The 21,516-nt window shown below is 54.9% G+C and carries 29 protein-coding genes; 3 read left to right on the forward strand and 26 right to left on the reverse strand.

What is annotated here, in order from left to right; all coding sequences use genetic code 11:
* Positions 1–8 precede the first annotated feature (8 nt).
* Positions 9–1,145: a glycerate kinase gene (locus A9404_RS04300; protein ID WP_066102776.1), complete on the forward strand. Its 1,137-nt coding sequence runs from the start codon at positions 9–11 to the stop codon at positions 1,143–1,145.
* 30 nt (positions 1,146–1,175) lie between these two features.
* On the opposite strand, the gene A9404_RS04305 is transcribed toward A9404_RS04300, so the two are convergent.
* Positions 1,176–1,880, reverse strand: coding sequence for a VIT1/CCC1 transporter family protein (locus A9404_RS04305; protein ID WP_066099011.1), 705 nt, complete (start codon positions 1,878–1,880; stop codon positions 1,176–1,178).
* 78 nt (positions 1,881–1,958) lie between these two features.
* Between A9404_RS04305 and A9404_RS13330 the strand changes: the two genes are divergently transcribed.
* Both A9404_RS13330 and A9404_RS04310 read left to right on the forward strand, forming a co-directional pair.
* The gene (locus A9404_RS13330) at positions 1,959–2,111 is read left to right on the forward strand and encodes a hypothetical protein (protein ID WP_156521229.1); all 153 of its coding nucleotides are present in this window, start codon (positions 1,959–1,961) and stop codon (positions 2,109–2,111) included.
* Positions 2,112–2,194: 83 nt separating this feature from the next.
* Positions 2,195–2,701, forward strand: coding sequence for a DUF2127 domain-containing protein (locus tag A9404_RS04310; RefSeq protein ID WP_066102779.1), 507 nt, complete (start codon positions 2,195–2,197; stop codon positions 2,699–2,701).
* Between the two features lie 20 nt (positions 2,702–2,721).
* Here A9404_RS04310 and A9404_RS04315 read toward each other — a convergent pair whose 3' ends face one another.
* The 25 genes from A9404_RS04315 to A9404_RS04420 all read right to left on the reverse strand — a co-directional run bounded on the left by A9404_RS04315 (position 2,722) and on the right by A9404_RS04420 (position 21,103).
* Positions 2,722–3,195 (reverse strand): DUF3592 domain-containing protein, encoded by a 474-nt coding sequence (locus A9404_RS04315; protein ID WP_066099013.1) that lies wholly within the window; start codon positions 3,193–3,195, stop codon positions 2,722–2,724.
* A gap of 77 nt (positions 3,196–3,272) precedes the next feature.
* On the reverse strand, positions 3,273–3,689 hold the full coding sequence (locus tag A9404_RS04320) for a VOC family protein (RefSeq protein WP_066099016.1): 417 nt from the start codon (positions 3,687–3,689) through the stop codon (positions 3,273–3,275).
* Between the two features lie 117 nt (positions 3,690–3,806).
* On the reverse strand, positions 3,807–4,190 hold the full coding sequence (locus tag A9404_RS04325; protein WP_066099018.1) for a YybH family protein: 384 nt from the start codon (positions 4,188–4,190) through the stop codon (positions 3,807–3,809).
* A gap of 390 nt (positions 4,191–4,580) precedes the next feature.
* A complete protein-coding gene (gene brnA / locus A9404_RS04330; protein WP_066099020.1) occupies positions 4,581–4,814 on the reverse strand; it encodes a type II toxin-antitoxin system BrnA family antitoxin in 234 nt (77 codons plus the stop codon).
* Positions 4,804–5,067: a BrnT family toxin gene (locus A9404_RS04335; RefSeq protein ID WP_066099021.1), complete on the reverse strand. Its 264-nt coding sequence runs from the start codon at positions 5,065–5,067 to the stop codon at positions 4,804–4,806. Before A9404_RS04335 ends, brnA begins: the two co-directional genes overlap by 11 nt.
* A 110-nt stretch (positions 5,068–5,177) precedes the next feature.
* Positions 5,178–5,564: a hypothetical protein gene (locus A9404_RS13335; RefSeq protein ID WP_156521230.1), complete on the reverse strand. Its 387-nt coding sequence runs from the start codon at positions 5,562–5,564 to the stop codon at positions 5,178–5,180.
* Positions 5,565–5,693: 129 nt separating this feature from the next.
* Positions 5,694–6,044: a DUF3024 domain-containing protein gene (locus A9404_RS04340; RefSeq protein WP_066099023.1), complete on the reverse strand. Its 351-nt coding sequence runs from the start codon at positions 6,042–6,044 to the stop codon at positions 5,694–5,696.
* A gap of 107 nt (positions 6,045–6,151) precedes the next feature.
* Entirely contained in the window at positions 6,152–6,562 is a 411-nt protein-coding gene (locus A9404_RS04345; protein WP_066099024.1) for a VOC family protein, read from the reverse strand.
* 118 nt (positions 6,563–6,680) lie between these two features.
* Positions 6,681–7,481, reverse strand: coding sequence for an arsenite methyltransferase (locus A9404_RS04350; RefSeq protein WP_066099026.1), 801 nt, complete (start codon positions 7,479–7,481; stop codon positions 6,681–6,683).
* Between the two features lie 88 nt (positions 7,482–7,569).
* Positions 7,570–8,118, reverse strand: a complete 549-nt coding sequence (sigZ, locus tag A9404_RS04355; RefSeq protein WP_197490429.1) for an RNA polymerase sigma factor SigZ — start codon at positions 8,116–8,118, stop codon at positions 7,570–7,572.
* Positions 8,119–8,341: 223 nt separating this feature from the next.
* Positions 8,342–9,488, reverse strand: a protein-coding gene (locus tag A9404_RS04360) for an IS3 family transposase (protein WP_156521231.1) whose coding sequence is annotated in 2 segments (ribosomal slippage) — positions 8,342–9,239 and positions 9,238–9,488 — 1,149 coding nt in all. Because the reading frame shifts where the segments join, the coding sequence is not laid out codon by codon here.
* 489 nt (positions 9,489–9,977) lie between these two features.
* Positions 9,978–10,454, reverse strand: a complete 477-nt coding sequence (locus tag A9404_RS13340; RefSeq protein WP_156521232.1) for a hypothetical protein — start codon at positions 10,452–10,454, stop codon at positions 9,978–9,980.
* Between the two features lie 62 nt (positions 10,455–10,516).
* Positions 10,517–11,356, reverse strand: coding sequence for a bifunctional transcriptional activator/DNA repair enzyme AdaA (locus A9404_RS04370; protein ID WP_066099031.1), 840 nt, complete (start codon positions 11,354–11,356; stop codon positions 10,517–10,519).
* Positions 11,357–11,390: 34 nt separating this feature from the next.
* Positions 11,391–12,155 carry an SDR family oxidoreductase gene (locus tag A9404_RS04375; protein WP_066102782.1) on the reverse strand — a complete coding sequence of 255 codons (765 nt, stop codon included), beginning with the start codon at positions 12,153–12,155 and terminating at the stop codon, positions 11,391–11,393.
* Positions 12,156–12,354: 199 nt separating this feature from the next.
* The gene (locus A9404_RS04380) at positions 12,355–12,687 is read right to left on the reverse strand and encodes a hypothetical protein (RefSeq protein ID WP_156521233.1); all 333 of its coding nucleotides are present in this window, start codon (positions 12,685–12,687) and stop codon (positions 12,355–12,357) included.
* A 99-nt stretch (positions 12,688–12,786) separates the two neighbouring features.
* Entirely contained in the window at positions 12,787–13,740 is a 954-nt protein-coding gene (locus A9404_RS04385; protein ID WP_066099035.1) for an MrcB family domain-containing protein, read from the reverse strand.
* A gap of 142 nt (positions 13,741–13,882) precedes the next feature.
* Positions 13,883–14,404 carry a GNAT family N-acetyltransferase gene (locus A9404_RS04390; protein ID WP_066099037.1) on the reverse strand — a complete coding sequence of 174 codons (522 nt, stop codon included), beginning with the start codon at positions 14,402–14,404 and terminating at the stop codon, positions 13,883–13,885.
* Positions 14,405–14,491: 87 nt separating this feature from the next.
* Entirely contained in the window at positions 14,492–15,307 is an 816-nt protein-coding gene (locus A9404_RS04395; protein ID WP_066099039.1) for a GIY-YIG nuclease family protein, read from the reverse strand.
* Between the two features lie 64 nt (positions 15,308–15,371).
* Entirely contained in the window at positions 15,372–15,857 is a 486-nt protein-coding gene (locus tag A9404_RS04400) for a GNAT family N-acetyltransferase (RefSeq protein ID WP_066099041.1), read from the reverse strand.
* Between the two features lie 93 nt (positions 15,858–15,950).
* The gene (locus A9404_RS04405; protein WP_066099043.1) at positions 15,951–16,412 is read right to left on the reverse strand and encodes a hypothetical protein; all 462 of its coding nucleotides are present in this window, start codon (positions 16,410–16,412) and stop codon (positions 15,951–15,953) included.
* A gap of 374 nt (positions 16,413–16,786) precedes the next feature.
* Positions 16,787–17,248, reverse strand: a complete 462-nt coding sequence (locus tag A9404_RS13345) for a hypothetical protein (RefSeq protein ID WP_156521234.1) — start codon at positions 17,246–17,248, stop codon at positions 16,787–16,789.
* Between the two features lie 633 nt (positions 17,249–17,881).
* Entirely contained in the window at positions 17,882–18,355 is a 474-nt protein-coding gene (locus tag A9404_RS04410; RefSeq protein ID WP_156521235.1) for a hypothetical protein, read from the reverse strand.
* A 936-nt stretch (positions 18,356–19,291) separates the two neighbouring features.
* A complete protein-coding gene (locus tag A9404_RS13350; RefSeq protein ID WP_156521236.1) occupies positions 19,292–19,681 on the reverse strand; it encodes a hypothetical protein in 390 nt (129 codons plus the stop codon).
* A 364-nt stretch (positions 19,682–20,045) separates the two neighbouring features.
* Positions 20,046–20,438 (reverse strand): YkvA family protein, encoded by a 393-nt coding sequence (locus tag A9404_RS04415; protein WP_066099048.1) that lies wholly within the window; start codon positions 20,436–20,438, stop codon positions 20,046–20,048.
* A gap of 113 nt (positions 20,439–20,551) precedes the next feature.
* The gene (locus A9404_RS04420; RefSeq protein WP_066099050.1) at positions 20,552–21,103 is read right to left on the reverse strand and encodes a hypothetical protein; all 552 of its coding nucleotides are present in this window, start codon (positions 21,101–21,103) and stop codon (positions 20,552–20,554) included.
* Positions 21,104–21,516 lie beyond the last annotated feature (413 nt).

Consider the following 21,516-nt stretch of genomic DNA (forward strand, 5'->3'; position numbering starts at 1 on the left):
CCTTGCGCCTGCTGCTTTGCCCCGACAGCTTCAAAGGCAGCCTGTCGAGCCTGGACGTCACCCGGGCGATGACGGACGGCATTCATCGGCAGTGGCCGGACGCGCTGATCGAATGCCGCCCCATGGCGGACGGCGGCGAGGGCATGGCGGCCATCGTCACCGCCGACCTGGGCGGTGACTGGCATCAGACGAGAGTCCATGGCCCCCATGGCCGTCCGGTGCTTGCCGGATGGGGCCATGACCGCGGCCGGAATCAGGCCGTCGTGGAAGTGGCCGCCGCCTGCGGTCTGGATCTGCTGACCACGGACGATCCCGACATCTGGCATCGCGACACACGGGGCGTTGGCGAACTGATTCTGGCCGCACTCGATGCGGGTGCTCAGCGCATTATCATCGGCCTGGGCGGCAGCGGCACCAACGATGCCGGGGTCGGGATGCTGGCGGCGCTGGGCGTACGGTTCCTGGATGCCAACAACCGTCCCCTGCCCCCCAATCCCGCCGCACTCGCCGCCCTGGATCGGGTCGATTTCAGCCAGCTCGACGCGCGCCTGGCCGCGACCGAACTCGTCGTGCTCACCGACGTGGACAATCCGCTGAATGGTGCGCAGGGCGCCAGCGCGATCTTCGGGCCACAGAAGGGCCTGGCCAAAGATCAGATCGAAGAGATGGACACCCGTATCCGGTGGATCGCCGAACGGATCCGCAGCCAGTCCCCGTCCTGCGGCTCCCTCGACCAGCCGGGGACCGGTGCGGCAGGCGGTCTGGGCTTTGCGCTCATCTCGGTACTGGGCGCAACCCGCCACGTAGGCAGCCAATACATCGCGGACCTGATCGGGCTCGATGCGGCCATCGGCGCGGCGGACCTCGTGATCACGGGAGAAGGCAATCTCGATGGTCAGACCAGTCGCGGAAAAGTCGTGTCGGAAGTGGTGCGTCGGGCCACGGCTCAGGGCAAGCCCGTGATCGCCATCGCCGGTGGCGTGCAGTGCACACCGGAAGAAATTCACGCGATGGGACTCTCGACCGCACTGAGCCTCACCAATGCCGAGATCTCGGTGCCCGAGGCCATGGCCAGAAGTGCCGAACTGATCGCCGAACGGACGAAACAGGCCATCGAGTCCTGGCGGCGGTCCAATCTGCGCTGATCGAGAACCACGCCTCGACGATGGGTGCATCTAGCCGACGCCTGCTGCACCCAGAACCGCACCAACCGCCGCCGTGAGGATCATGGCGACGGTCCCCCAGAAAGTCACCCGAAGCGTCCCCTTGCGGATATCGGCCCCGCCCGTCCAAGCACCTAAGGCCCCCAGCACGGCCAAACAGATCAGACTCACGATGAACACGCCTGCCACCAGATAAGTGTGCGGGAGCAGCCAGATCATGACCAATGGCGGCGCCACACCCAGCGTGAAGCTCAATGCCGATGAAAACGCCGCTTGAATCGGCTTGGCGCTCAAGGTCGTGGTAATGCCGATTTCATCTCTGGCATGTGCCCCCAGCGCATCATGGCGCATCAACTGCGTGGCGACCTTACTGGCCAATTCGGGATCCAGCCCCCTGCGTTCGTAGATTTCGGCCAGTTCCTTCCGCTCGGATTCCGGATGCTTCACCAACTCCTTTTTTTCCATCGCCAGATCGGCAGCCTCGACATCCGCCTGGGAACTGACAGAGACATACTCCCCCGCCGCCATCGACAAGGCACCGGCAATCCAAGCGGAAACCCCCGCGATGAGGATACCGCCATGACTTGCCTGGGAAGATGCCACGCCCAGCACCAAGGAGCCGACGGATACGAGTCCGTCGTTTGCGCCCAATACGGCAGCCCGTAACCAGCCGGACCGACCACTTCGATGATGTTCTTTCTTTGCTGCCTCAGTCATGAAATGCCCCGTGCTTTATTGTGGGTATGACTTAATCTAAGCACACCAAATATTTTCCTGCACTCATGAGGGCGGGTAATGAAATTGGCATCGGTACCATCGACATACCCAGAGGGACAGATCTTCACCGTCATCGCCCGGCAGGGTATCGAACGGGCGCGTACCAACCCGGGTGGCAATTCAGCGCCGGGAAAACCGGTGGTGTTCTCCAAGAGAACCCAGGCCGCGTGAATTCGACTATCTTTTATCGGGTCAGGAGCGCAGCGAAATGCCTCCGATTGACGTTGGCATTGACCATACAGGTGCAAGAAACCATGCGAATAGGCCGATGGTATATCGCAGAACGTTACGTTCATTGGGCATTCCAGATCAGTCTCTGGTTCAAGGCAATCTTCGCCCTGCTCGAACTCGCCGGCGGCATAGCCGCCCTCTTCGTGACGCACACCCTGCTTATTCGTCTGGCGAATCTCGTGACGCAGGGCGAACTCCAGGAAGATCCCCACGACCTGGTGGCGAATTACCTGCTGCACACGGTGCAGCATCTGTCGATCGGCACCCAGCACTTCACCGCCCTCTACCTGATCAGCCATGGCGCCATCAAGCTATGGCTCATCATCGGCCTGCTCCGCGAGCGGCTCTGGTACTACCCCACCGCACTCGTCGTGCTCAGCCTCTTCGTCGCCTACCAGCTCTACCGCTTCACCTTCACGCACTCGCCATGGCTACTGATGCTCACCGTGGTGGATTTCGTGGTTATCGCCCTGACCTGGCATGAATACCGGTTCCTGCGCGGGAAATTACAGGCTGACCAGGGTGCCTGAGCATCGGGTAACGGAAGGCATCACCGCCGCTGACGCCCGGCTGAACCTCCCCGGTCCTTGAACAGAAAGGAAAGAACCAGCATGACCAGGCCGGCAAACAGCATGTAACCGCCAATCGCCCCCTGTGCATCGGAAGAATCTTCCGTACGGACGTCCCAAAACGTCGTCGGCGACTCGGGCAGATAGCGCACGGTCATCACGGCCGGTACGGCCTTGCTGCGCAAATCCCGGCCGAACTCCTTCGGGATACTCGTTTCCTCATGCACGACCTGCCCATCCTCGGTCGTAAACCGGACCTTGGCGCTATAGGTCCGATCGTCATGGTTGGATTTCTTCTCGCGCCATTCGAGCCGCGTGATCTCGGCGACCGCCGTCTTGCCGTGATCGCGCATGGCACCAAACTCATGCCCGTTCTTGTGCCCCGCATAGACGAGCATGACACCAAAGCCGATCAGACACAGTGCAATCACCGGGTTGCGAAAAAGACCGAACATCCGAATTCTCCCCATCTCATGCCGTTCATGGGCAATAAACATACAAGACCGGTGCAGACACCCGCGACAAGGGCGACCTATTCATCCACGTCCGATGGCCCCACCCAGAAAAACGGGTTGTAGGCCACCTCCCATAAATGGCCGTCCGGATCCTTGAAGTAACCGCTGTAACCGCCCCAAAAGACCTTTTGCGGTTTCTTGACGAGGGTAGCCCCGGCGTCGACGGCCTGGGCCATGACGTCATCCACGTCCTGCTCGGAACCCACATTGTGGGCCAGTGCGAAGGATTCGAACCCGCTGCCCTCCGAGGAAACCCCCGCGTCCTCGGCCAATGCCGCTCGGCCGTACAAGCCAAGCCACGTACCATTGAGCGTGAAAAACGCGACCTCGGGCGGCGACTCCATCCGGGGAAAGCCGAGGCCCGCCTCGTAGAACCGGATGGCGACATCAAGATCACGCACGCCCAGGGTAATCATGCTGATTCTCGGCTTCATTGGGAGACTCCTTTCGTTTGCGCAAGCTGAAACAGGTTCAGCGTACAAGCAGCTAATGCCAACCCAACCTCGCTGTGAATACGGGTACGCCCCTACTTAGTCGAGACTGTGTCCTTATCAGTCATCTACCCGGAGCAGATCGTGCCCGTACGAATTATCGATGGCACAAACCCACCGATCGTTTGGATTTTTTTTGAACACATAGGTGGCCGCCCGCTCCGTGGCCGGGAGATTGTTCGCGGTAATCACCGTCCTCGCCAAAACCAGCGCCGTATCCCCGGTTTCCAGGATGGTCATCCCGGCCTGCTTCACAACCAGACTATGCGAGAAGTGCGCCGCGATCGCTTCGAACGCCTTCCTGATCTGTTCCTTGCCCACCGCGTTCATTCCGGGCTTGATCACGAGAACGGCGTCATCGGCATAGAAATCGAGCAAGGTGTCGAAATCTTCCTCGTTGATTGCGGTATCCGCTTTGCGGATCAAAGTCTCAATCGAGTGCATCTTCGTTCCTTTGGCTGTCTGACATCTAAACTACCCCACCATCGGAAAACGACGTGCGGAAAGAACCCAACGGCGCAGCCGGTGGGCGGTCGGGTTGAGCGTGTTGTTAGGCACGATGTAATGCAAAAACTGCGAACGCATGACGTGCGGTACCTTCCTGTGGGCCACGCCCTTCCATGCCACTATGCACCAAGCCCCGACGATGCGCGACCCGGCATTTGAATCGTGTGTTTGCGGCCAGATTGGGCTACCGAACTGCTGACAGAGAACACCAAGAATCGCCCAAGTGCCTAACGTCTACGTTCAGCGGCCCCGAACGCGGAGCGGCGTTTGCGCAATGATGCCGCAGGCATGCGCACATCGCCGCGTAGTGTTTGGGATGCGCCGGGACTACTTGTTAGGAGCAATCTGCTCTAAGCGCTCGGCGAGCCATATTTTGATCACTGACTGGCGAGTGACCCCCAAACGACCAGCTTCTCGATCAAGGGACTCGATCATCCAGGTGGGAAAATCCACGTTCACCCGGCGTTGTTCCTGGAGAGGCCGGCGAGCCTTGGACAGGTCGAGGACGTCGGTGACATCCTCTCCTTTGTCAAATTTCGCGTCGAAACTTTTAGCTTTCATAAATCGCTACCTCTTCTGCTCGGGAGCGACGGACCGAGATAATTCGGATATTGCCGTCGCGAGGCGTGACAACCGCTGACCAGTGCTTTTCTTGGATCTTTCCGATCACCAAGAAACGCGCCTCTTCCGTCGTTCTCGCTGCAATTTCAACAAGATACGGGTCATTCCAAAGCCCTTGAGCCTCGACGAAGTCGATCCCGTGCTTTTTCCGGTTGCTCTGACTTTTCCGTTCGTCGTACTCAAATGCAGCCATGGTATAGAAACTAAACCCTTATTGCTCGGCGCACAAGCGGTCTTCTGCTTCTAACGATCAAATTGAGCCGACGCCGTTTGCGGCGGTCGGCTCAAATGCAGGGTTGGGCATTATTGTGTCGGATCAAGTTTCATGAAAGTGCGGACCGCGAAACGAGACCTAACTCTTTCCCATTGATCTCCTTTTTTCTCTTGAACCGACCAACCTTTTCCATCTTTTTCATCTGCAAGGCAACCGGTTATATAGACCCCAAAATAGTCGTATTGCAGTACTTGATTTCCATAAATGGCCGCCATTTTTTCTGCATTTTTCTTTGAAGCTTCGTCCCGCTTCTTTGCAAACTGAATGCAATTATCTAGCTCAGCTTGCTGAGTGTGTGAAAGGCCCTGCGCATAAGCATTCTGCGGACTGTAACCAAACTGATGATAGATGTAAGGTGGTTCTTGGGCAAAAGCAGTTGCTGAAATAAGTAAAAACGGAAATATGAATGTTTTCATTTTAGGTCGATTAAGTAAGGGTTTATGGTTAGTGAATGGTGAGGGTATGCCCAACGCCTGAGTTAAGCCGCCGACCGCTGGCGTAGCCAGTGGGCGATTGGCTTGGACGAATTGTTAGGCACCAATGGTTTAGCCGAAGAAGCAGGCATGCTTGTCCTCCGCCACCAGCGCCAGGAATTTCTCGATGCTACCAACCTGCGGCGAGGGAGGGTAACTATGCCATTTCAGATCAGCACGCATCCAGAATATCCGCCAGAGTTCCTTGGTCTTGACGTAGGTAGCTTTTGCAATGGGATGCTCCATGAACTCACCAGGCTCACCCCTCCAACGGGGACGAATCTCAAAAATCTCTACGCTTTGCCCGTTGATGCGGTAGGAAAGATCAAGCTGTGGACGAATCTGTGGCGCCGGGCGGTGCTTCTCGATGAAGGAACCGACAACCTTCTCCAGGCGCTTTATCTCGAACTCAGTAAGTGCCATATCAGTTGCGAGTGTCCTTGGTTGGCGCCTAACGTTCAAATTGAAGGGCGCGCTTCAGCGTGTCCCTCTCGAACGCTATGTTAGGCAACGGCAACACAATCATTAGCCTAATTACCTGATGGGATGGCGACTGGGTTCATCCACATGGCCTCCCAGACATGACCGTCGGGATCCGCTAGATTGCGGTTGTACATGAAGCCAAGATCATGGACGGGATTGATATCGGCTGTCCCGCCGTTCGCACTTGCCGCCTTATTCATTTCGTCTACCGCCTCTCGACTTTCGCAGGACAGTGCAAGAAGCACTTCGCTCGACGTAGCGGGCGGGATGGGACGATTCGTAAATGTGCGCCACTTGGCATGCGTTAACAACATAACATTGATTGCCTCGCTCCAAACCATGCATGCTCCCATATCGTCAGTGAACTGAGGGTTGTTCTTAAAGCCGATCGACTTGTAGAACTCCGTTGACGCCTTGAGGTCGGTGACAGGTAGGTTAACAAATATCATCCGATTCATTTGATACTCCTTTCAGGGTGAAGTGACTTCGCGGAACGCCTAACGCTTCGCGTAACCGGCTGCCCAAAGCTGCATAACGAAGCGGCGCAGCTTTGGACAGTCCGGGTTGACGCGATTGTTAGGTTGCGGATTTAATGGCCTCAATGGTTGCCGACACAACGTATTCCGCAATATCCGTTTCCGGCGCCCAATCGCGGATGAACGATGTGCTCTCGTCTTTCGGGGCCACGCGAATTTCTGTAAATCCGCTCACCCGCAACATCGCCTCGACCTCTGACACCAAAGAAGCACCGGCCATGCAGCCTGTATAAAGCGCCATGTCTTGCCGGACTGCTTCCGGCAACGCGGCGAAGGCGACGACATCCGAAATTGCCAGCCGGCCACCCGATTTTAGGACGCGATACGCTTCGCTGAACACACGAAGCTTATCCGGCGACAGGTTGATGACGCAATTCGAAATGATGACATCTACAGTCCTGTCCGCCACCGGCAAATTCTCGATTTCACCCAAACGGAATTCGACGTTCCCATAGCCGCCCTTCTCCGCAATAACACGGGCCTTGGAAATCATTTCAGGGGTCATGTCCACACCGATGACCTGACCCGTATCGCCAACTTGCCGCGCGGCGAGGAAACAGTCAAAGCCGCCGCCACTGCCAAGGTCGAGCACAACCTCGCCCGATTTCAGCGCGGCGATAGCTTGCGGGTTTCCGCAACCCAACCCCATGTTCGCACCCTGAGGTACAGCACCGACGTCGTCAGCCGTGTAGCCGAGCCCTTGGGACAGGGTTTCCGCACTGGCCGTGGGTGTGCCGCAACATGTCGGTCCGCAACCGCAACTTGCACCGCCGCTCTCAGCCACACGGCCATATTGTTGGCGTACTGCCTGGCGTATCTCGTCATTCTTCAAAGAATCCATAAATTTCTCCTATCGTTCAAGGTTGCGACGCTCGTTGCGTCGTACCCCTATAGACGGAGATCCGGCGAAAAAGACGCAGGCTTTCCTGTCAGCCGCAACTACTTCCATCGCAGTTCTTGTCGCGTGGGTCGTAGCCGATGATGCCATTTCGTCCGGTTTCGATGTCGCAGCAATCGAGTAAGCGTCGGCGCAACTTCTCCCTGCCACGTTGTACTCTGGATTTTGCACCGGAGAGGGAAATACCCAGACGGTTGGCCACCTCTTTCTGGGGTAGGCCCTCTAGCTCCGATAGCACAAGGGCGGATTGGTAAGTCTCTGGCAGATCCGCGATCAATGGCTGAAGGCAACTCGCTAACTCGGCGACATAATCACGTTCTGGCTCGGGTGCCGCAAGCTCATCAGGAAGCACGTCCCACGGTTTCTGCGACCGGTAGTGGTCGGCTATGGCGTTCGCGGCAACACGGAACAACCAGGCCGCGATGCTGCCGTGCGATTTGACCGTATGCAGGCTCGTGTGCGCCCTGAGGAACACATCTTGGAGTATGTCGTCGACTTCATCGCGTTCTCGTACGCGTTTGGCAATGTAGCCGCGTAAGCGAGCCTTGTGTTCTTGCCAGAAATCAGGCATCGGTGCCATGGGTTTGAGCAACCTAACGCCTAAGCTAACCCGCCGCCGGAGCGCGACGCGCGGAGGGAACCCAGCGGCGCAGCCGGTGGGCGGTCGGGTTGAGCGTGTTGTTAGGCACGATGTAATGCAAAAACTGCGAACGCATGACGTGCGGAACCTCCCTGTGGGCGACGCCCTTGCTTGCCACTATGCACCAAGCCCAAATGATACGCGATGAATCGCCACCAATTCCCTAGACACATTCCAACCGTTCGTGGTGACGCCTCTCGTAGTCTACAGGCGACATCAATTCGTTAGAACCATGACGACGTCGGGTGTTATAGAACATCTCGATGTAATCGAAGATGTCAGCCCGGGCTTCGTCTCGTGTGTTGTAGATTTTCCGTTTTACCCGCTCACGTTTCAGTAGCTGAAAGAAGCTTTCCGCGACCGCATTGTCGTGGCAATTGCCGCGCCGGCTCATGCTGCCCTCCAGCCCGTGGGCTCTCAGAAACGCACTCCAGTCGTGACTGGTGTATTGGCTGCCTTGATCCGAATGCACCACCACCTTGCCGGTGGGTTTGCGCCGCCATACGGCCATCAACAACGCATCCAGCACCAAATCTCGGGTAATCCGTGATTGCATGGACCAACCGATGACCCGGCGCGAGAACAAATCCAGTACCACCGCCAGATACAACCAGCCCTCGTGGGTACGGATATGCGTGATGTCAGTCACCCAGCCCTCGTTCGGTGCCTCCGGGTTGAACTGACGCTGCAGACGATTTGGGGTGACCTGGTGGACAGTGCCGGCCCTGTGTCGTGGTTTTCGATAACCCACCTGTGCCCGTATACCTGCTCCGCGCATGAGGCGATGCACGCGGTTGGGACCGCATGTCTCGCCAACCTCACGTAGATCGCTGTGAATCTTGCGATAGCCATAGACGGCCCCCGACTCTAGCCAGAACTGTTTGATCAGCCCCGATAAGCGGTCATCCTCGCGACTTCGTGCAGACCGTGGTGCGCGCATCCAGGCGTAGAACCCGCTCGGATGCACATCCAGTAAGGCGCATAGCCGTCGCACAGCCCACTGCTTACGATGTTCCGCAATAAAGGCGTACCTCACCCGGATTCCTTGGCGAAGTACGCCGCTGCCTTTTTAGGATGTCGCGCTCCTCCGTGACTCGCTTGAGTTCCTTTTGCAGGCGGCGGATTTCAGCTTGGTCATCGGCCTTGACCTGATACTCATCGGACCGTGGGCCGTACTTCTTGATCCAGGCATACAGGCTGTGGGTCGTGACGCCCAATCGATCGGCAACCTGGGCCACGCTGTGACCACGATCCGTTACCTGCCGGACCGCTTCACGTTTGAATTCTTCGGGATAACGCTTGCTGCTCATGAGTACCTCTCTGATAACCATTCTGGATGGCTGAAAGGTGGCTAGCAATCTGGTGGCGATTCACGACCCGGAATTTGAAGGGCGTGTTTGCAGCCAGATTGGGCTACCGAACTGATGACAGAAAACACCAAGAACCTCCAGAGTGCCTAACGCCTAAGCTAACCCGCCGCCGGAGCGCGGCGCGCGGAGGGAACCCAACGGCGCAGCCGGTGGGCGGTCGGGTTGAGCGTGATGTTAGGCGCGGAATGATGTAAAGACTGCGAACGCATGACGTGCGGTACCTCCCTGTGGGCGACGCCCTGACTTACCACTATGCACCAAGCCCTGACGATACGCGACCCGGAATTTGAAGGGCGTGTTTGCGGCCAGATAGGGCTACCGAACTGCTGGCAGAAAACACCAAGTATCGCCCGAGTGCCTAACGTTTAAGCTGTGGGGCGGCGCAGCGAAGCAAGCCGTTCCACACGAGCGCCTTGTTAGCCGTGTTGTTCATGCCGGCAACCTTTGTTTTATTATTTGCAAGGTATTATACAAGCCATCCAAGTCATAGCTTTCACCATGAAATTTATAGGTGTGTGAGTCTAATGCTCGTAAAAAGGCTTTTTCGGGAAAGCCTTTTGTACCTGTGACGAGATTCATGTCAAATATTGGATAACCCTCATAATCGGACACCCATTTATCAAGACGCTCATCAAAATGCTCTAAATGGTTTCGCAACCTACGAAATGGCTTTAGATCGACATCTGACAAATCAATATGGCCTTTAAATTGTTTTTCTCGTTCGCTTCCATTCTTTGTGTCATGTAGCTTATCGACCATGGCGGCATGGCTGAGAAAATGCTGTAAGTGCAGAAATATATCAATAACCACCTCATCATTTTCCGAGCAAATAAATGACGCCCATGCTTTTTCAGCAAATTCTATTTGCGTAAGTGCTTCGCGAGAATAAAATTTCCACTTTTCCATATTACGGCTAACGTAAAGTTGAGGGACGCGCCGCTTTTGGCGCGTCCCTCTCGAACGCCATGTTATGGCTGAGGCCCCTCATACCTTGCCGATTCCCATGCATGGATTGCCTGTTTCCGGATTTCGCCCCAATGATAACCGCCCAACTTACCGCTTTGTTGAATGACGCGGTGGCAGGGTATCAGGAACGCGACTGGGTTCGCACCTACCGCCAGCCCAACGGCTCTCGCAGAATCCGGATGGCCGATTGCGGTTGCCACCTGGGAATAGCTCACCACCGCGGCCGGAGGTATCTGTAGCAACGCTTTCCACACACTGATCTGAAAGTTCGTTCCGGAAACATGCAAAGACACGGGGCGGTCCAGGTTTCTTTCTTCGCCGAACATGTTCTTAATAACCGCAAGCGTTCGCTGACGATTTTCATGCATCAGCGCATTCGGCCACTTTTTATGTAAAACAGCGAGGCGCTCATCAATTTCCGTTCCTTCGAGAAACGCAAAACTACAGATACCTCTGGGAGTGGTGGCAATAAATGCTTTTCCAAAAGGCGTGTCGTGTACGGCATATTCAATTGTTAAACCCGCGCCCCCCGTCTTGTATTCACCGGGCGTAACCGCTTCCAGATGAACGAAGTGGTCATACAAACGCGAGCCGCTACTCAATCCCAGGGCGTCCGACACTTCAAGCAGCGGCTTCGATTCTCTCAGCAATTGTTTTGCACGCTCCAACGTCAGCACTTGTAAGAATCTTTTGGGCGTGACACCGGCCCAGCGGCTGAACAGGCGTTGGAAGTGGAAGGGGCTCAGGTGTAAATGCCCCGCAATTTCCTGCAAGGTAGGCTGGCTATCCACCCGGCTGACAATAAAAGAAATTGCTTCGGCTATGCGGTCATAATCTGACATTCAGGTTTTCCATAAACATAGCGTCTGTGCATATTCATGTTCGATTGATGGAAAACCCGCCGTCGGCAAGCAGCGCCGAACCGGTGGTAAAGCTCGACGCATCGGATGCGAGGTAGAGGGCCGATTGCGCGATCTCGTCCGGCGACGCCATACGCTTCAGCGCGTGGAGGCCTTGCACGAACGCCAAAGTTTCCGGCGTATTGGCAAATATCCGGCCCATGGGGGTATCCGTGCCGCCCGGCAAGAGGGCATTCACCCGGACACCCCTGGCGCCAAACTCAGACGCAAGCGTCTGCGTGAGGCCAATGAGCCCGGCCTTGCTCGCGGCATAGGCTGCCGTTCCCGGAAAACCCACCGTGTAACCGACGAATGTCGACGTGAAGATCAGAGACCCGCCGCCCCGCTCTAACATCGCGGGAATTTGATACTTCGCTCCAAGGAAAGCGCTTGTCAGATTCGTTCGGATCGTGTCCTCCCACTCGGAAAGCGACACATCAGTTGTGGCCCCCATCTCACCCATCGTGCCAGCGTTGTTGAACGCCACGTCGAGACCGCCGAACTCAGTTTTAGCCAGACCAACCAGGTCTTTCGCGAAGCTCTCGTCCTTGACATCGCCGACAAGTGCAACGGCACGGCCACCCGTTTGGGTGATTTCCTCAACGAGTGCGTCAAGTTCCGCTCGTCGTCGCGCAGCGACGACGAGCTTGGCACCCTCTCGGGCGAATAGCTTTGCTGTTGCATAGCCGATTCCGGAACTTGCGCCGGTGATAATAGCGACCTTGTTAGATAGCGCAGACATTTGCAAGACCTCCACAGTTTATTTTCGTGCTGACAAGAATTTGTTCCAGTACGAACGAAGTATGGAGATTCAAGTAGTCATCTGCGACCCGGATCTTGCTATGTTTGAGCCATAACGCCTAAGCTAACCCGCCGCCGGAGCGCGACGCGCGGAGGGAACCCAGCGGCGCAGCCGGTGGGCGGTCGGGTTGAGCGATGTGTTAGGTTGCATTTGTACCCCGTTGCTCTTCAATTGAAGCAAGGTTTTCCTTATAAAACTCGGACACATCTTCAAAGCTGACCAGTTTCTTCCGTAGAACCGTGCCTCCACTCTCAAGAACCCTGAATGCTGCTGTATGGAGGGCTTGAAAAATTGACCAACCCATTGCTTCGTACTCGGTACCAAGCTTTATATAGTACTGCTGCGCTTTATCGTGTTCCTCAATGAGCGCGGGGATAGTTGTGCCTCCGCTCGCATAGACTGTACTTCCTAACAGTAAGATCTCATCAGAATATGAAGTCATCAGTTCACGAAATATCAATCTAGCTTCCATGTTACGACCTAACGCCTGAGCTCAGGTGCGTTTGAGGCGACGCCCGCTTTTGCGGCAGCAAAAATGTGTGGCGGGTCAAACGTCCGCAGCAACGATTTGTTAGCTTTCACGTCGCACCACGTATCGGGCTCTAAATTCTTCAACTTTATCAACAAACTCTGACCGATGAATCATGCGATGGCAGTTTGAGCAGAGGACAGAAAAATCAGTTTCCGGGTCCAAAGATACCTTTTGTCCTTTCAACGTATGGAGCGGCGTGAGGTGATGAGCTTCGATATATGTCCGGCCAATTTCGCCATATTGCCGTGAAAAATCGAAACCACAGGCCTGGCACGTGTATCCATGAATTTTTTTGGCCTTTTCAGAAAGCTTGCGATTTCGTTCAATTCGCTTGTGTTCGCGCAGCTTTGTTAGGTCTTCCTGTTCTAATCCAACCTCATCATCCTCCGCGGAGCTTGAAGATGTTGGAGTCAGATCTTTCGTCACGAGGCGGAAGTAAAGATCAACGAACTGATGAAGGTCATCAGCAAGATCGTCGTCGGCAGGAATGCTGCCCCGTTCGTAATATTTCGAACAGATAGCGCCTGCCTCGTAGAATGCCCCGAGGCTCGACGCTTTTTCCACGGCAAGATCAATGGCTCCGGTCACTGTAGTTGCGGGAACGCTTCCGAGTCTCGCTATGTAATCAGCCGCCCGTGCTGCAAGTGCAACTTTGGCATCTGCGCCATAAACTTTACGTACTGTTGTAACACCCTGGTTCAGCGACAGATACACTCCCTTGAAGTCTTCGCGAACCAAATAGACCAAATAGAAGCCGTCTTGGGCTGATTCGGTGATGAAGCGATCGTAAACCGCCACCCATGGGACTTTGGCCCAGTTGCCTTGTCCAGGGCTGCCATGAACTAAATAGCGATCGCTAACATCAAGCACATCTCGAACAGCTGCTGGCACATCGTTACGGATGAAATCGGCGACCGAGTGTCCCGAGAACCGCTGCTCTAGAGCTTGCGGATACTCTTCCAGAAAGATGTTAAGCGCTGCGTTTATGCTCATGCCGTTCCCAAGTGAAAGCTAACGCCCAGTTAAGCGGCGCTCGGTATGGAGCACCGTTTGCGCAACAATGGCGAAGCCATGCGCAATAAGGTGCGGAGTACCGAGCGTCCGAGCGAGCTTAGCGAGCGGCTTGAACGCCTTGTTAGCCCACCAGCGATTTGGAATAGCGCAACTCGTGCAGCGCCTTACCGGAATGCTGGCTATCTGTTTTACTCGTACCTGAATACTCAAAACCGGACCTCTCGTACAGCTCAATAGCTGGTGAGTTACCCTTTATGACCCACAAGTGTACCGATTCGTAGCATTCTTGCGAAACGCACTGGATTACCCTTTTCATAAGGCTAGCACCAAGCTTCTGGCGCCAAAATTCTGGATGGACGTTGAGCGCGACCAATTCGCTCGCTGTTTTATCAAGATCGCTATCACGAGCTGGACCAAACACAGCAAAGCCCTGAACTTTGTTTTCGACTTCAGCAACGAGATATTTCCCGGGACCTGGCTGTTGCAGGGCGTTGACCCATTGCTCTTTCTTTTGTTCAACCGACAGGGAGTTTAAGAAATCATTGCCCATGAACTCGACGTACGCCGCCTGCCACGCGGCCACATGGACTCTCGCAATTGATGCCGCATCTCCGAGTTCCGCTTTTCTGACGAAAACTTCCATGTGCTTTCTTCGGGCTAACGCCAAAAATCAGGCGACCGAAAACCGCGCAGCGGTTTTTGGGGCGCCCTGGATTTACTTGTTAGGTTCTTAATTTGCATTGTAGCCATGCTCTCTCGTTAGGAGGACTTCCTTCCAATGAGATTCGCGACGAAGAACCTCTTTCTCGCTTGAATGGATATCTGCTATTTCCAGCACAGCGAACCGAAAATTCTCGGCTGAAACTGCCCCGGTTTCCCGAAGCAAATCTCGAAGTTCCTTGTTGCCACCATGACCAGTAGCGGCATACTGGCTCCACCGTTGCCAGATACCACCTTCGCCAGTGGCACTACCGACATACAGTTTGCCGCTTGCGGTATCGGATATGACGTAGACACCTGCAACATTGGACAGAGCGGTACGCCAAGACTCAATTGATTGGCGCACGATTGCATCAAGCTCTCCCTTGGATAAATTGATGCTGCGATATCCTGGGAACTCGGCAATGGAGAGTTTTTCCGCTTTCAACTCTGCTACAGAAATTTCGGCAGCCCAGTTTTCGGCATTCAAGTACGACTGCCTTCCTGTGCGGGAAAAGGACACAACCAAGCGCCCTTCAAATTCCGCGCACGACACGTCTGGAACCATTTGGTAATAGTGCAAGTTGTGCTCTTTTTTCCACTCGGAACCATGAGCTGTGTAGAGCCCTGCGAATAGCCACTGATTTTGCGCAGGGAGCGCAATTAAAGCGATAACGTATTTCCGCTCGAAATTGCGCTTTGTTTGCCACCGTTGCCATTCATCGAAATTACCAGCCAGAAAAACATCGACTGGATTTTCTTCTCCGTTCCACGTGGCCAGATGGAGTTTGCATTCCTCGGGGTTGAGGCCAGGGTTTACGACTTGGAGAAGATCGAATAGAAGCACTTTGTGAACCTAACGTAAAGATAAGGGGCGCGCCGCTTTTGGCGCGTCCCGCTTGACCGCAATGTTAGGTTGCGTTTCGTGGCAACCGCATGTGAATAAGTGCAACCCGATTTCCTTTCTTGTCTTGCCGTTCCTCGACGGCATAAGGCTGAAACCCCAGTTTCGGATAAAGCAGCAGGCCAGCAACATTTTGATTGAAACACGATACTGTCACCTCGGCGGCCTGATGTTTTGAGAAAGCAAAGCCAATCATCTGTTCAATGAGATAACGTCCCACGCCGCGCCCACGAGCCACCGGGGAAACGATGACGTTGCCAATGGAGCAACAGCCGCCAGCCTCCCAGCGGTAGAAGTTGGCGAAAGCGGCAACTTCACCGTCAAGTTCCGCTACCGTTGAGTCTGAACGCAGTGCGATTGCTTCCTGCAACTGCGATGGGGTCAGCGGGAATGCCGCCTTTGGGAACAAGAAAAACAACTCATCTTCGCTTTGCGGAAAACCGCAAATGACTTGAATGTCTTTTTCGGCAACAGGGCGATGGGTCAGCGGCATGCTTCAAGCAACCTAACGTTAAGGGTTAGCCGACCGCAAAAGCGCCAGCTTTTGTGGGTCGGATAAACCCGCTTGTTAGGCGATGCGAAGTGGTCATATAGGTACGTGATCCGTTGGCAAACCATTGATCGACAAATTATCTAAGTCAACGCCAGATAAGAGCATTACGGCTTTGTATGCATCTAGTAGGGCCTCATGAATCTGCTCCAAATCCTCCAGCATGACTTGCCGGCCTTCTTCAGTGTTTCGGCGGAAGTTGTGTTGACGGTAGAAAGAATGGGCCAGACGATTCCTTTCGCTGAGTGCCTTGGACAGTAATTCCTCCAGGTGCTCCACCGAAATGGTGGACTTCTGAACGCCCTTAAGAAGTTGACCAAGGGTTTTCCTATTGATCTTGGTATATAGGTCGGCTGCCGCTTCTCTGTCTGGATTCTCAATTAGGTCCTTCTCTACCGCACCAACCAACAACAGGATGGTGCCAAGCTCAGTCTCAAGGAGTTGAGCTGCTTCCGATGCGAAGCCAAACTTTCGATATATGTCGTCTAAGGTTGGCATGGCTTAGTGACTTTTTCGCCTAACGCCTAAGCTAACCCGCCGCCGGAGCGCGGCGCGCGGAGGGAACCCAACGGCGCAGCCGGTGGGCGGTCGGGTTGAGCGTGATGTTAGGCGCGGAATAATGAAAAGACGATGAACCCATGACCTGCGGTACCTCCCTGTGGGCGACGCCCTTCCCTGCCACTATGCACCAAGCCACAACGATGCGCGACCCGGAATTTGAAGGGTATTTTTGCAGCCAGATTGGGCTACCAAACTGCTGACAGAAAACACCAAGAATCGCCCGAGTGCCTAACGCCCGTAATAAGGGGCGGCGGCGAAGCCGACGTCCCAGCCCGCTTGCGGGCGACTTGATTTACTTGTTAGCTGCGGATTCATGTGCGTTGCCGAGCAATAGTGTTCATGCGTTGAAAAACACGATTCCCTGAGTATGCAGTGGCAAGATACCCAGACAAAGCCAAGTATTCGGAATACCTTTGCATGTGGAAAAGGCGCTTTGCCTCGGAAAATAACTCGGCATCGCTTTTGGGATTCAGGTTTGACCAGAAATAGCCCCGGAACGACTTCAGCCGACTTAGCCAGACAATTTCACCACCTACAGTGCCTTCTTCGTTTTTTCGAACGATTTGACCAGCAAACCGCACGTGACGATTGCTGCCTTGATCTTTCCATTTTTCCTCAGGTTTAAGAGCAATGAGGTGTGTTTCTGCATCAACCACCTCGGCCAATTTCTGCGAGCAGGCTTCGGTAAACGCTCGGTAATGAGAGTTTCCGAAGAACCCAAAGGCACTACGAATTACCTGCGGTGGTAAATATTTTTCAATTGGCTGTTCCATGCTCTTTTTGCAGCTAACGCCTAAGCTAACCCGCCGCCGGAGCGCGGCGCGCGGAGGGAACCCAGCGGCGCAGCCGGTGGGCGGTCGGGTTGAGCGTGATGTTAGGCGCGGGATGATGAAATGACGATGAACGCATAACGCGCGGTACCTCCCTGTGGACGACGCCCTTGCTTGCAACTATGCACCAAGCACCGATGATGCGCGACCCAGAATTTGAAGGGCGTGTTTGCGGCCAATTTGGGCTACCGAACTGATGACAGAGAACACCAAGAATCGCCCGAGTGCCTAACGCCTAAGCTAACCCGCCGCCGGAGCGCGACGCGCGGAGGGAACCCAGCGGCGCAGCCGGTGGGCGGTCGGGTTGAGCGTGTTGTTAGGCACGATGTAATGCAAAAACTGTGAACGCATGACGTGCGGTACCTCCCTGTGGGCGACGGCCTTGTTTGCCACTATGCACCAAGCCCCAACGATGCGCGACCCGGAATTTGAAGGGCGTGTTTGCTGCCAGATTGGGCTACCGAACTGCTGATAGAAAACACCAAGTATCGCCCGCGTGCCTAACATGGAGCTAAGGGGCGGAGACACGCAGTGGCGGAGTCCCAGCGACCGAAGGGAGCGAACTTGAGCGTAGGGTTAGGCATTTTTGACGCTATTACCCTCGGCACTAAGCCTGACACTCTTTGTAGTGATTGGCTCAAATAACCTCATAGTGATTGAATGGAGTGGCACAAAGAAGCTAACAGGGGTAATGCACGTTGCTGAAGTCTGAAAACACTCTGGAAAAAACTGTCGGTTGTCAGGTATTTCGTTGAGCATGTCTTGGTAGGACAGCCATCTGACAGCCTTGCCAGATGACTTGGCAATCACATGTCCGACATAGAAACATAAGAGATACAAGAAGTTTTGATTGGCCCGGACGTTCAAGAATGCATTAAATTCAGGTTTGATTTTGGTACGAATCTGATCAAGCAAACTATCTACTCGGTCAAGGCTTTCCATTGTGCCGTCCAGATTACACTGATTTAAAGCGGCATTAAAGGAAAGCCCACCCGGAAATTCGCCCTGAGTAAAAAACGTATTCAGATACCACTGTGCTTGATCATTCATGTTCATATCTATCCCCCCAATCCCTCATGCATGCCTAACGCCTAAGCTAACCCGCCGCCGGAGCGCGACGCGCGGAGGGAACCCAGCGGCGCAGCCGGTGGGCGGTCGGGTTGAGCGTGATGTTAGGCGCGGGATGATGAAATAACGATGAAACCATGACGTGCGGTACCTCCCTGTGGGCGACGCCCTTGTTTGCCACTATGCACCAAGCCCCAATGATGCGCGACCCGGAATTTGGGGTTTGTTTGCAGCCTGATTTGGCTGCCAGGCTGCTGATAGAAAACACCTCAAATCACCGTAGTGCCTAACGCCTAAGCTAACCCGCCGCCGGAGCGCGCAGCGCGGAGGGAACCCAACGGCGCAGCCGGTGGGCGGTCGGGTTGGGCGTGATGTTAGGCGCGGGATGATGATAAGACTGCAAACGCATGATGTGCGGTACCTCCCTGTGGGCGACGCCCTTCCCTGCCACTATGCACCAAGCCCCAACTGATGCGCGACCCGGAATTTGAATCGTGTGTTTGCGGCCAGATTGGGCTACCGAACTGCTGACAGAAAACACCAAGAATCGCCCGAGTGCCTAACGCCTAAGCTAACCCGCCGCCGGAGCGCGCAGCGCGGAGGGAACCCAACGGCGCAGCCGGTGGGCGGTCGGGTTGGGCGTGATGTTAGGCGCGGGATGATGATAAGACTGCAAACGCATGATGTGCGGTACCTCCCTGTGGGCGACGCCCTAGCTTGCCACTATGCACCAAGCCAAAACGATGCGCGAGCCGGAATTTGGGATTTGTTTGCAGCCTGATGCGGCAGCCAGACTGCTGATAGAAGACGCCCCGAATTACCGTAGTGCATAACGACAAGGTAAGGGGCGCGGAGCCGCGTCGCGGCGGAGCGTCCCAGCGACCGTAGGGAGCGACTTGACCGGCTTGTTAGGGGCATTTACCATTTTTTACTTTGTTCCAATATTCTGAGCGCTTTTTCTTTTGCATTTGTAGATGCCTTTGTATGTGCGTACCGTTCTACCCTTTCGTGAATAGTTGGTATATCCAGGAAAAGAATAAGATGATGTAGCGCATTTAATTCTTGTTCAGTTCCAGGTTTTGAATTATATAACCTTTTTATATAGGCTTCTGAATATATTTCTGGCTTTTTCTCTAAATCTTGGCTAATTGCGTCATCAAAGCCTCCTGGTCCACACCAATAAATTCGTTCTCTTAAAGTAAGCTCGAAATTTCGTAGCGGAGTGGATATAAATCCAGGTGCGATATCGGAAAGCTTTCCTAGCAATATTACGAATATATACAATAGTGAATAAAGTGTAATCCTCACTTTAGATGCCCCTAACGCCTAAGCTAACCCGCCGCCGGAGCGCGGCGCGCGGAGGGAACCCAACGGCGCAGCCGGTGGGCGGTCGGGTTGAGCGTGATGTTAGGCGCGGGATGATGAAATAACGATGAAACCATGACGTGCGGTACCTCCCTGTGGGCGACGCCCTTGTTTGCCACTATGCACCAAGCCCCAATGATGCGCGACCCGGAATTTGGGGTTTGTTTGCAGCCTGATTTGGCTGCCAGGCTGCTGATAGAAAACACCTCAAATCACCGTAGTGCCTAACGTTCGAGCTAACCGGCGGGCAAAAGCAGAGCGAAGCGCCGCTTTTGCCCGTCCGTGTTGAGCGAATTGTTGGGCGTGCTCACGGTTGCACCATGAATGATTCATAACCCCACACGATGCAGAGCGCAGCCAACACCAACCAAATTATAACAATTACTGAGCCAGCAACTCGGCTTACTGGTTTTCCATTCTTAATGGTTTCCTGTGCCCGTGTTCGGGACTCGGCCAAAACGGAATGGGGGACCAATTTGATTGCCAATGCGATACCCAGAGGTATCAGAATGAGATCATCCAGGTAGCCAAGAACAGGCACGAAGTCTGGAATTAGATCAATGGGGCTGAAGGCATAAGCAACGATACCAGCAACAAGAAGCTTGGCGTACCAAGGCGTCCGCGGGTCACGCGCGGCAAGGTAAAGCGCAAAGGTTTCTGCCTTGAGATGACGCGCACGTTGTTTCAATTTTTCGAGCACTACCACCGCCTCGCTAAATAGACGCCCAACGTTTGAAGTAACCGGCGCCGGAGCGCGCCGCGCGGAGGGTACCCCAACAGCTACGCTGTTGGGGCGTCCGGTTGACTGATGGGTTAGCACGCATTGATAGCCCCCAGAACAAGTTGCTTTAGTTCCTCTGCAATTTCGAGATAGCCAAGAATGGCTTCTTCGGAGGGGCTAAAGTCGACCTCGTGTGCGGCCGTATTCCGGAGACGTCGCAGCGCCATGAACCCAGGAACATAGGCTCTTGGGAGAAGCTCTGCCCTCGCAAGCGCTCGGATTAGTGCCATGGAGTTGTATCTTGTTTGTGTAGTGAGGAGGCCATGCTTTTTAGCGAGCGATTTTAGGGCCACCTCAATCTCTATCCATGCACTAAGTAGTGTCTCGCGGGGGTTGGCCGTAGCCGACTGAACGGTTGCTGGCTCCAACAAAATGGCTTCACCTCCAGGAGCCTTTGTCACAATTTGTTCAGCTAGTTTCTCGACCTCATTCTCAAATTCAAACTCGGCAGAACCGACTTTCCCCTTCTTGATCCGGCTGAGGAGCCTACGTAACTCTCCGCGAAACATGACCGCTAGAGTGATCGTGGCTAGTGGCCATGCAGCAGCTTTCGTCAGTTCCACAATGAAGGTGAGTGCGTCCATAATTGTGCGTGCTAACGCCTAAGCTAACCCGCCGCCGGAGCGCGACGCGCGGAGGGAACCCAACGGCGCAGCCGGTGGGCGGTCGGGTTGAGCGTGATGTTAGGCGCGGGATGATGAAATAACGATGAAACCATGACGTGCGGTACCTCCCTGTGGGCGACGCCCTTGTTTGCCACTATGCACCAAGCCCCAACGATGCGCGACCCGGAATTTGAAGGGCGTGTTTGCTGCCAGATTGGGCTACCGAACTGCTGGCAGAAAACACCAAAAACCACCCAAGTGCCTAACGCCTAAGCTAACCCGCCGCCGGAGCGCGACGCGCGGAGGGAACCCAGCGGCGCAGCCGGTGGGCGGTCGGGTTGAGCGTGATGTTAGGCGCGGAATGATGAAAAGACGATGAACGCATGACGTGC

This window comes from Halothiobacillus diazotrophicus (genome assembly GCF_001663815.1).
Lineage (GTDB): Bacteria > Pseudomonadota > Gammaproteobacteria > Halothiobacillales > Halothiobacillaceae > Halothiobacillus > Halothiobacillus diazotrophicus.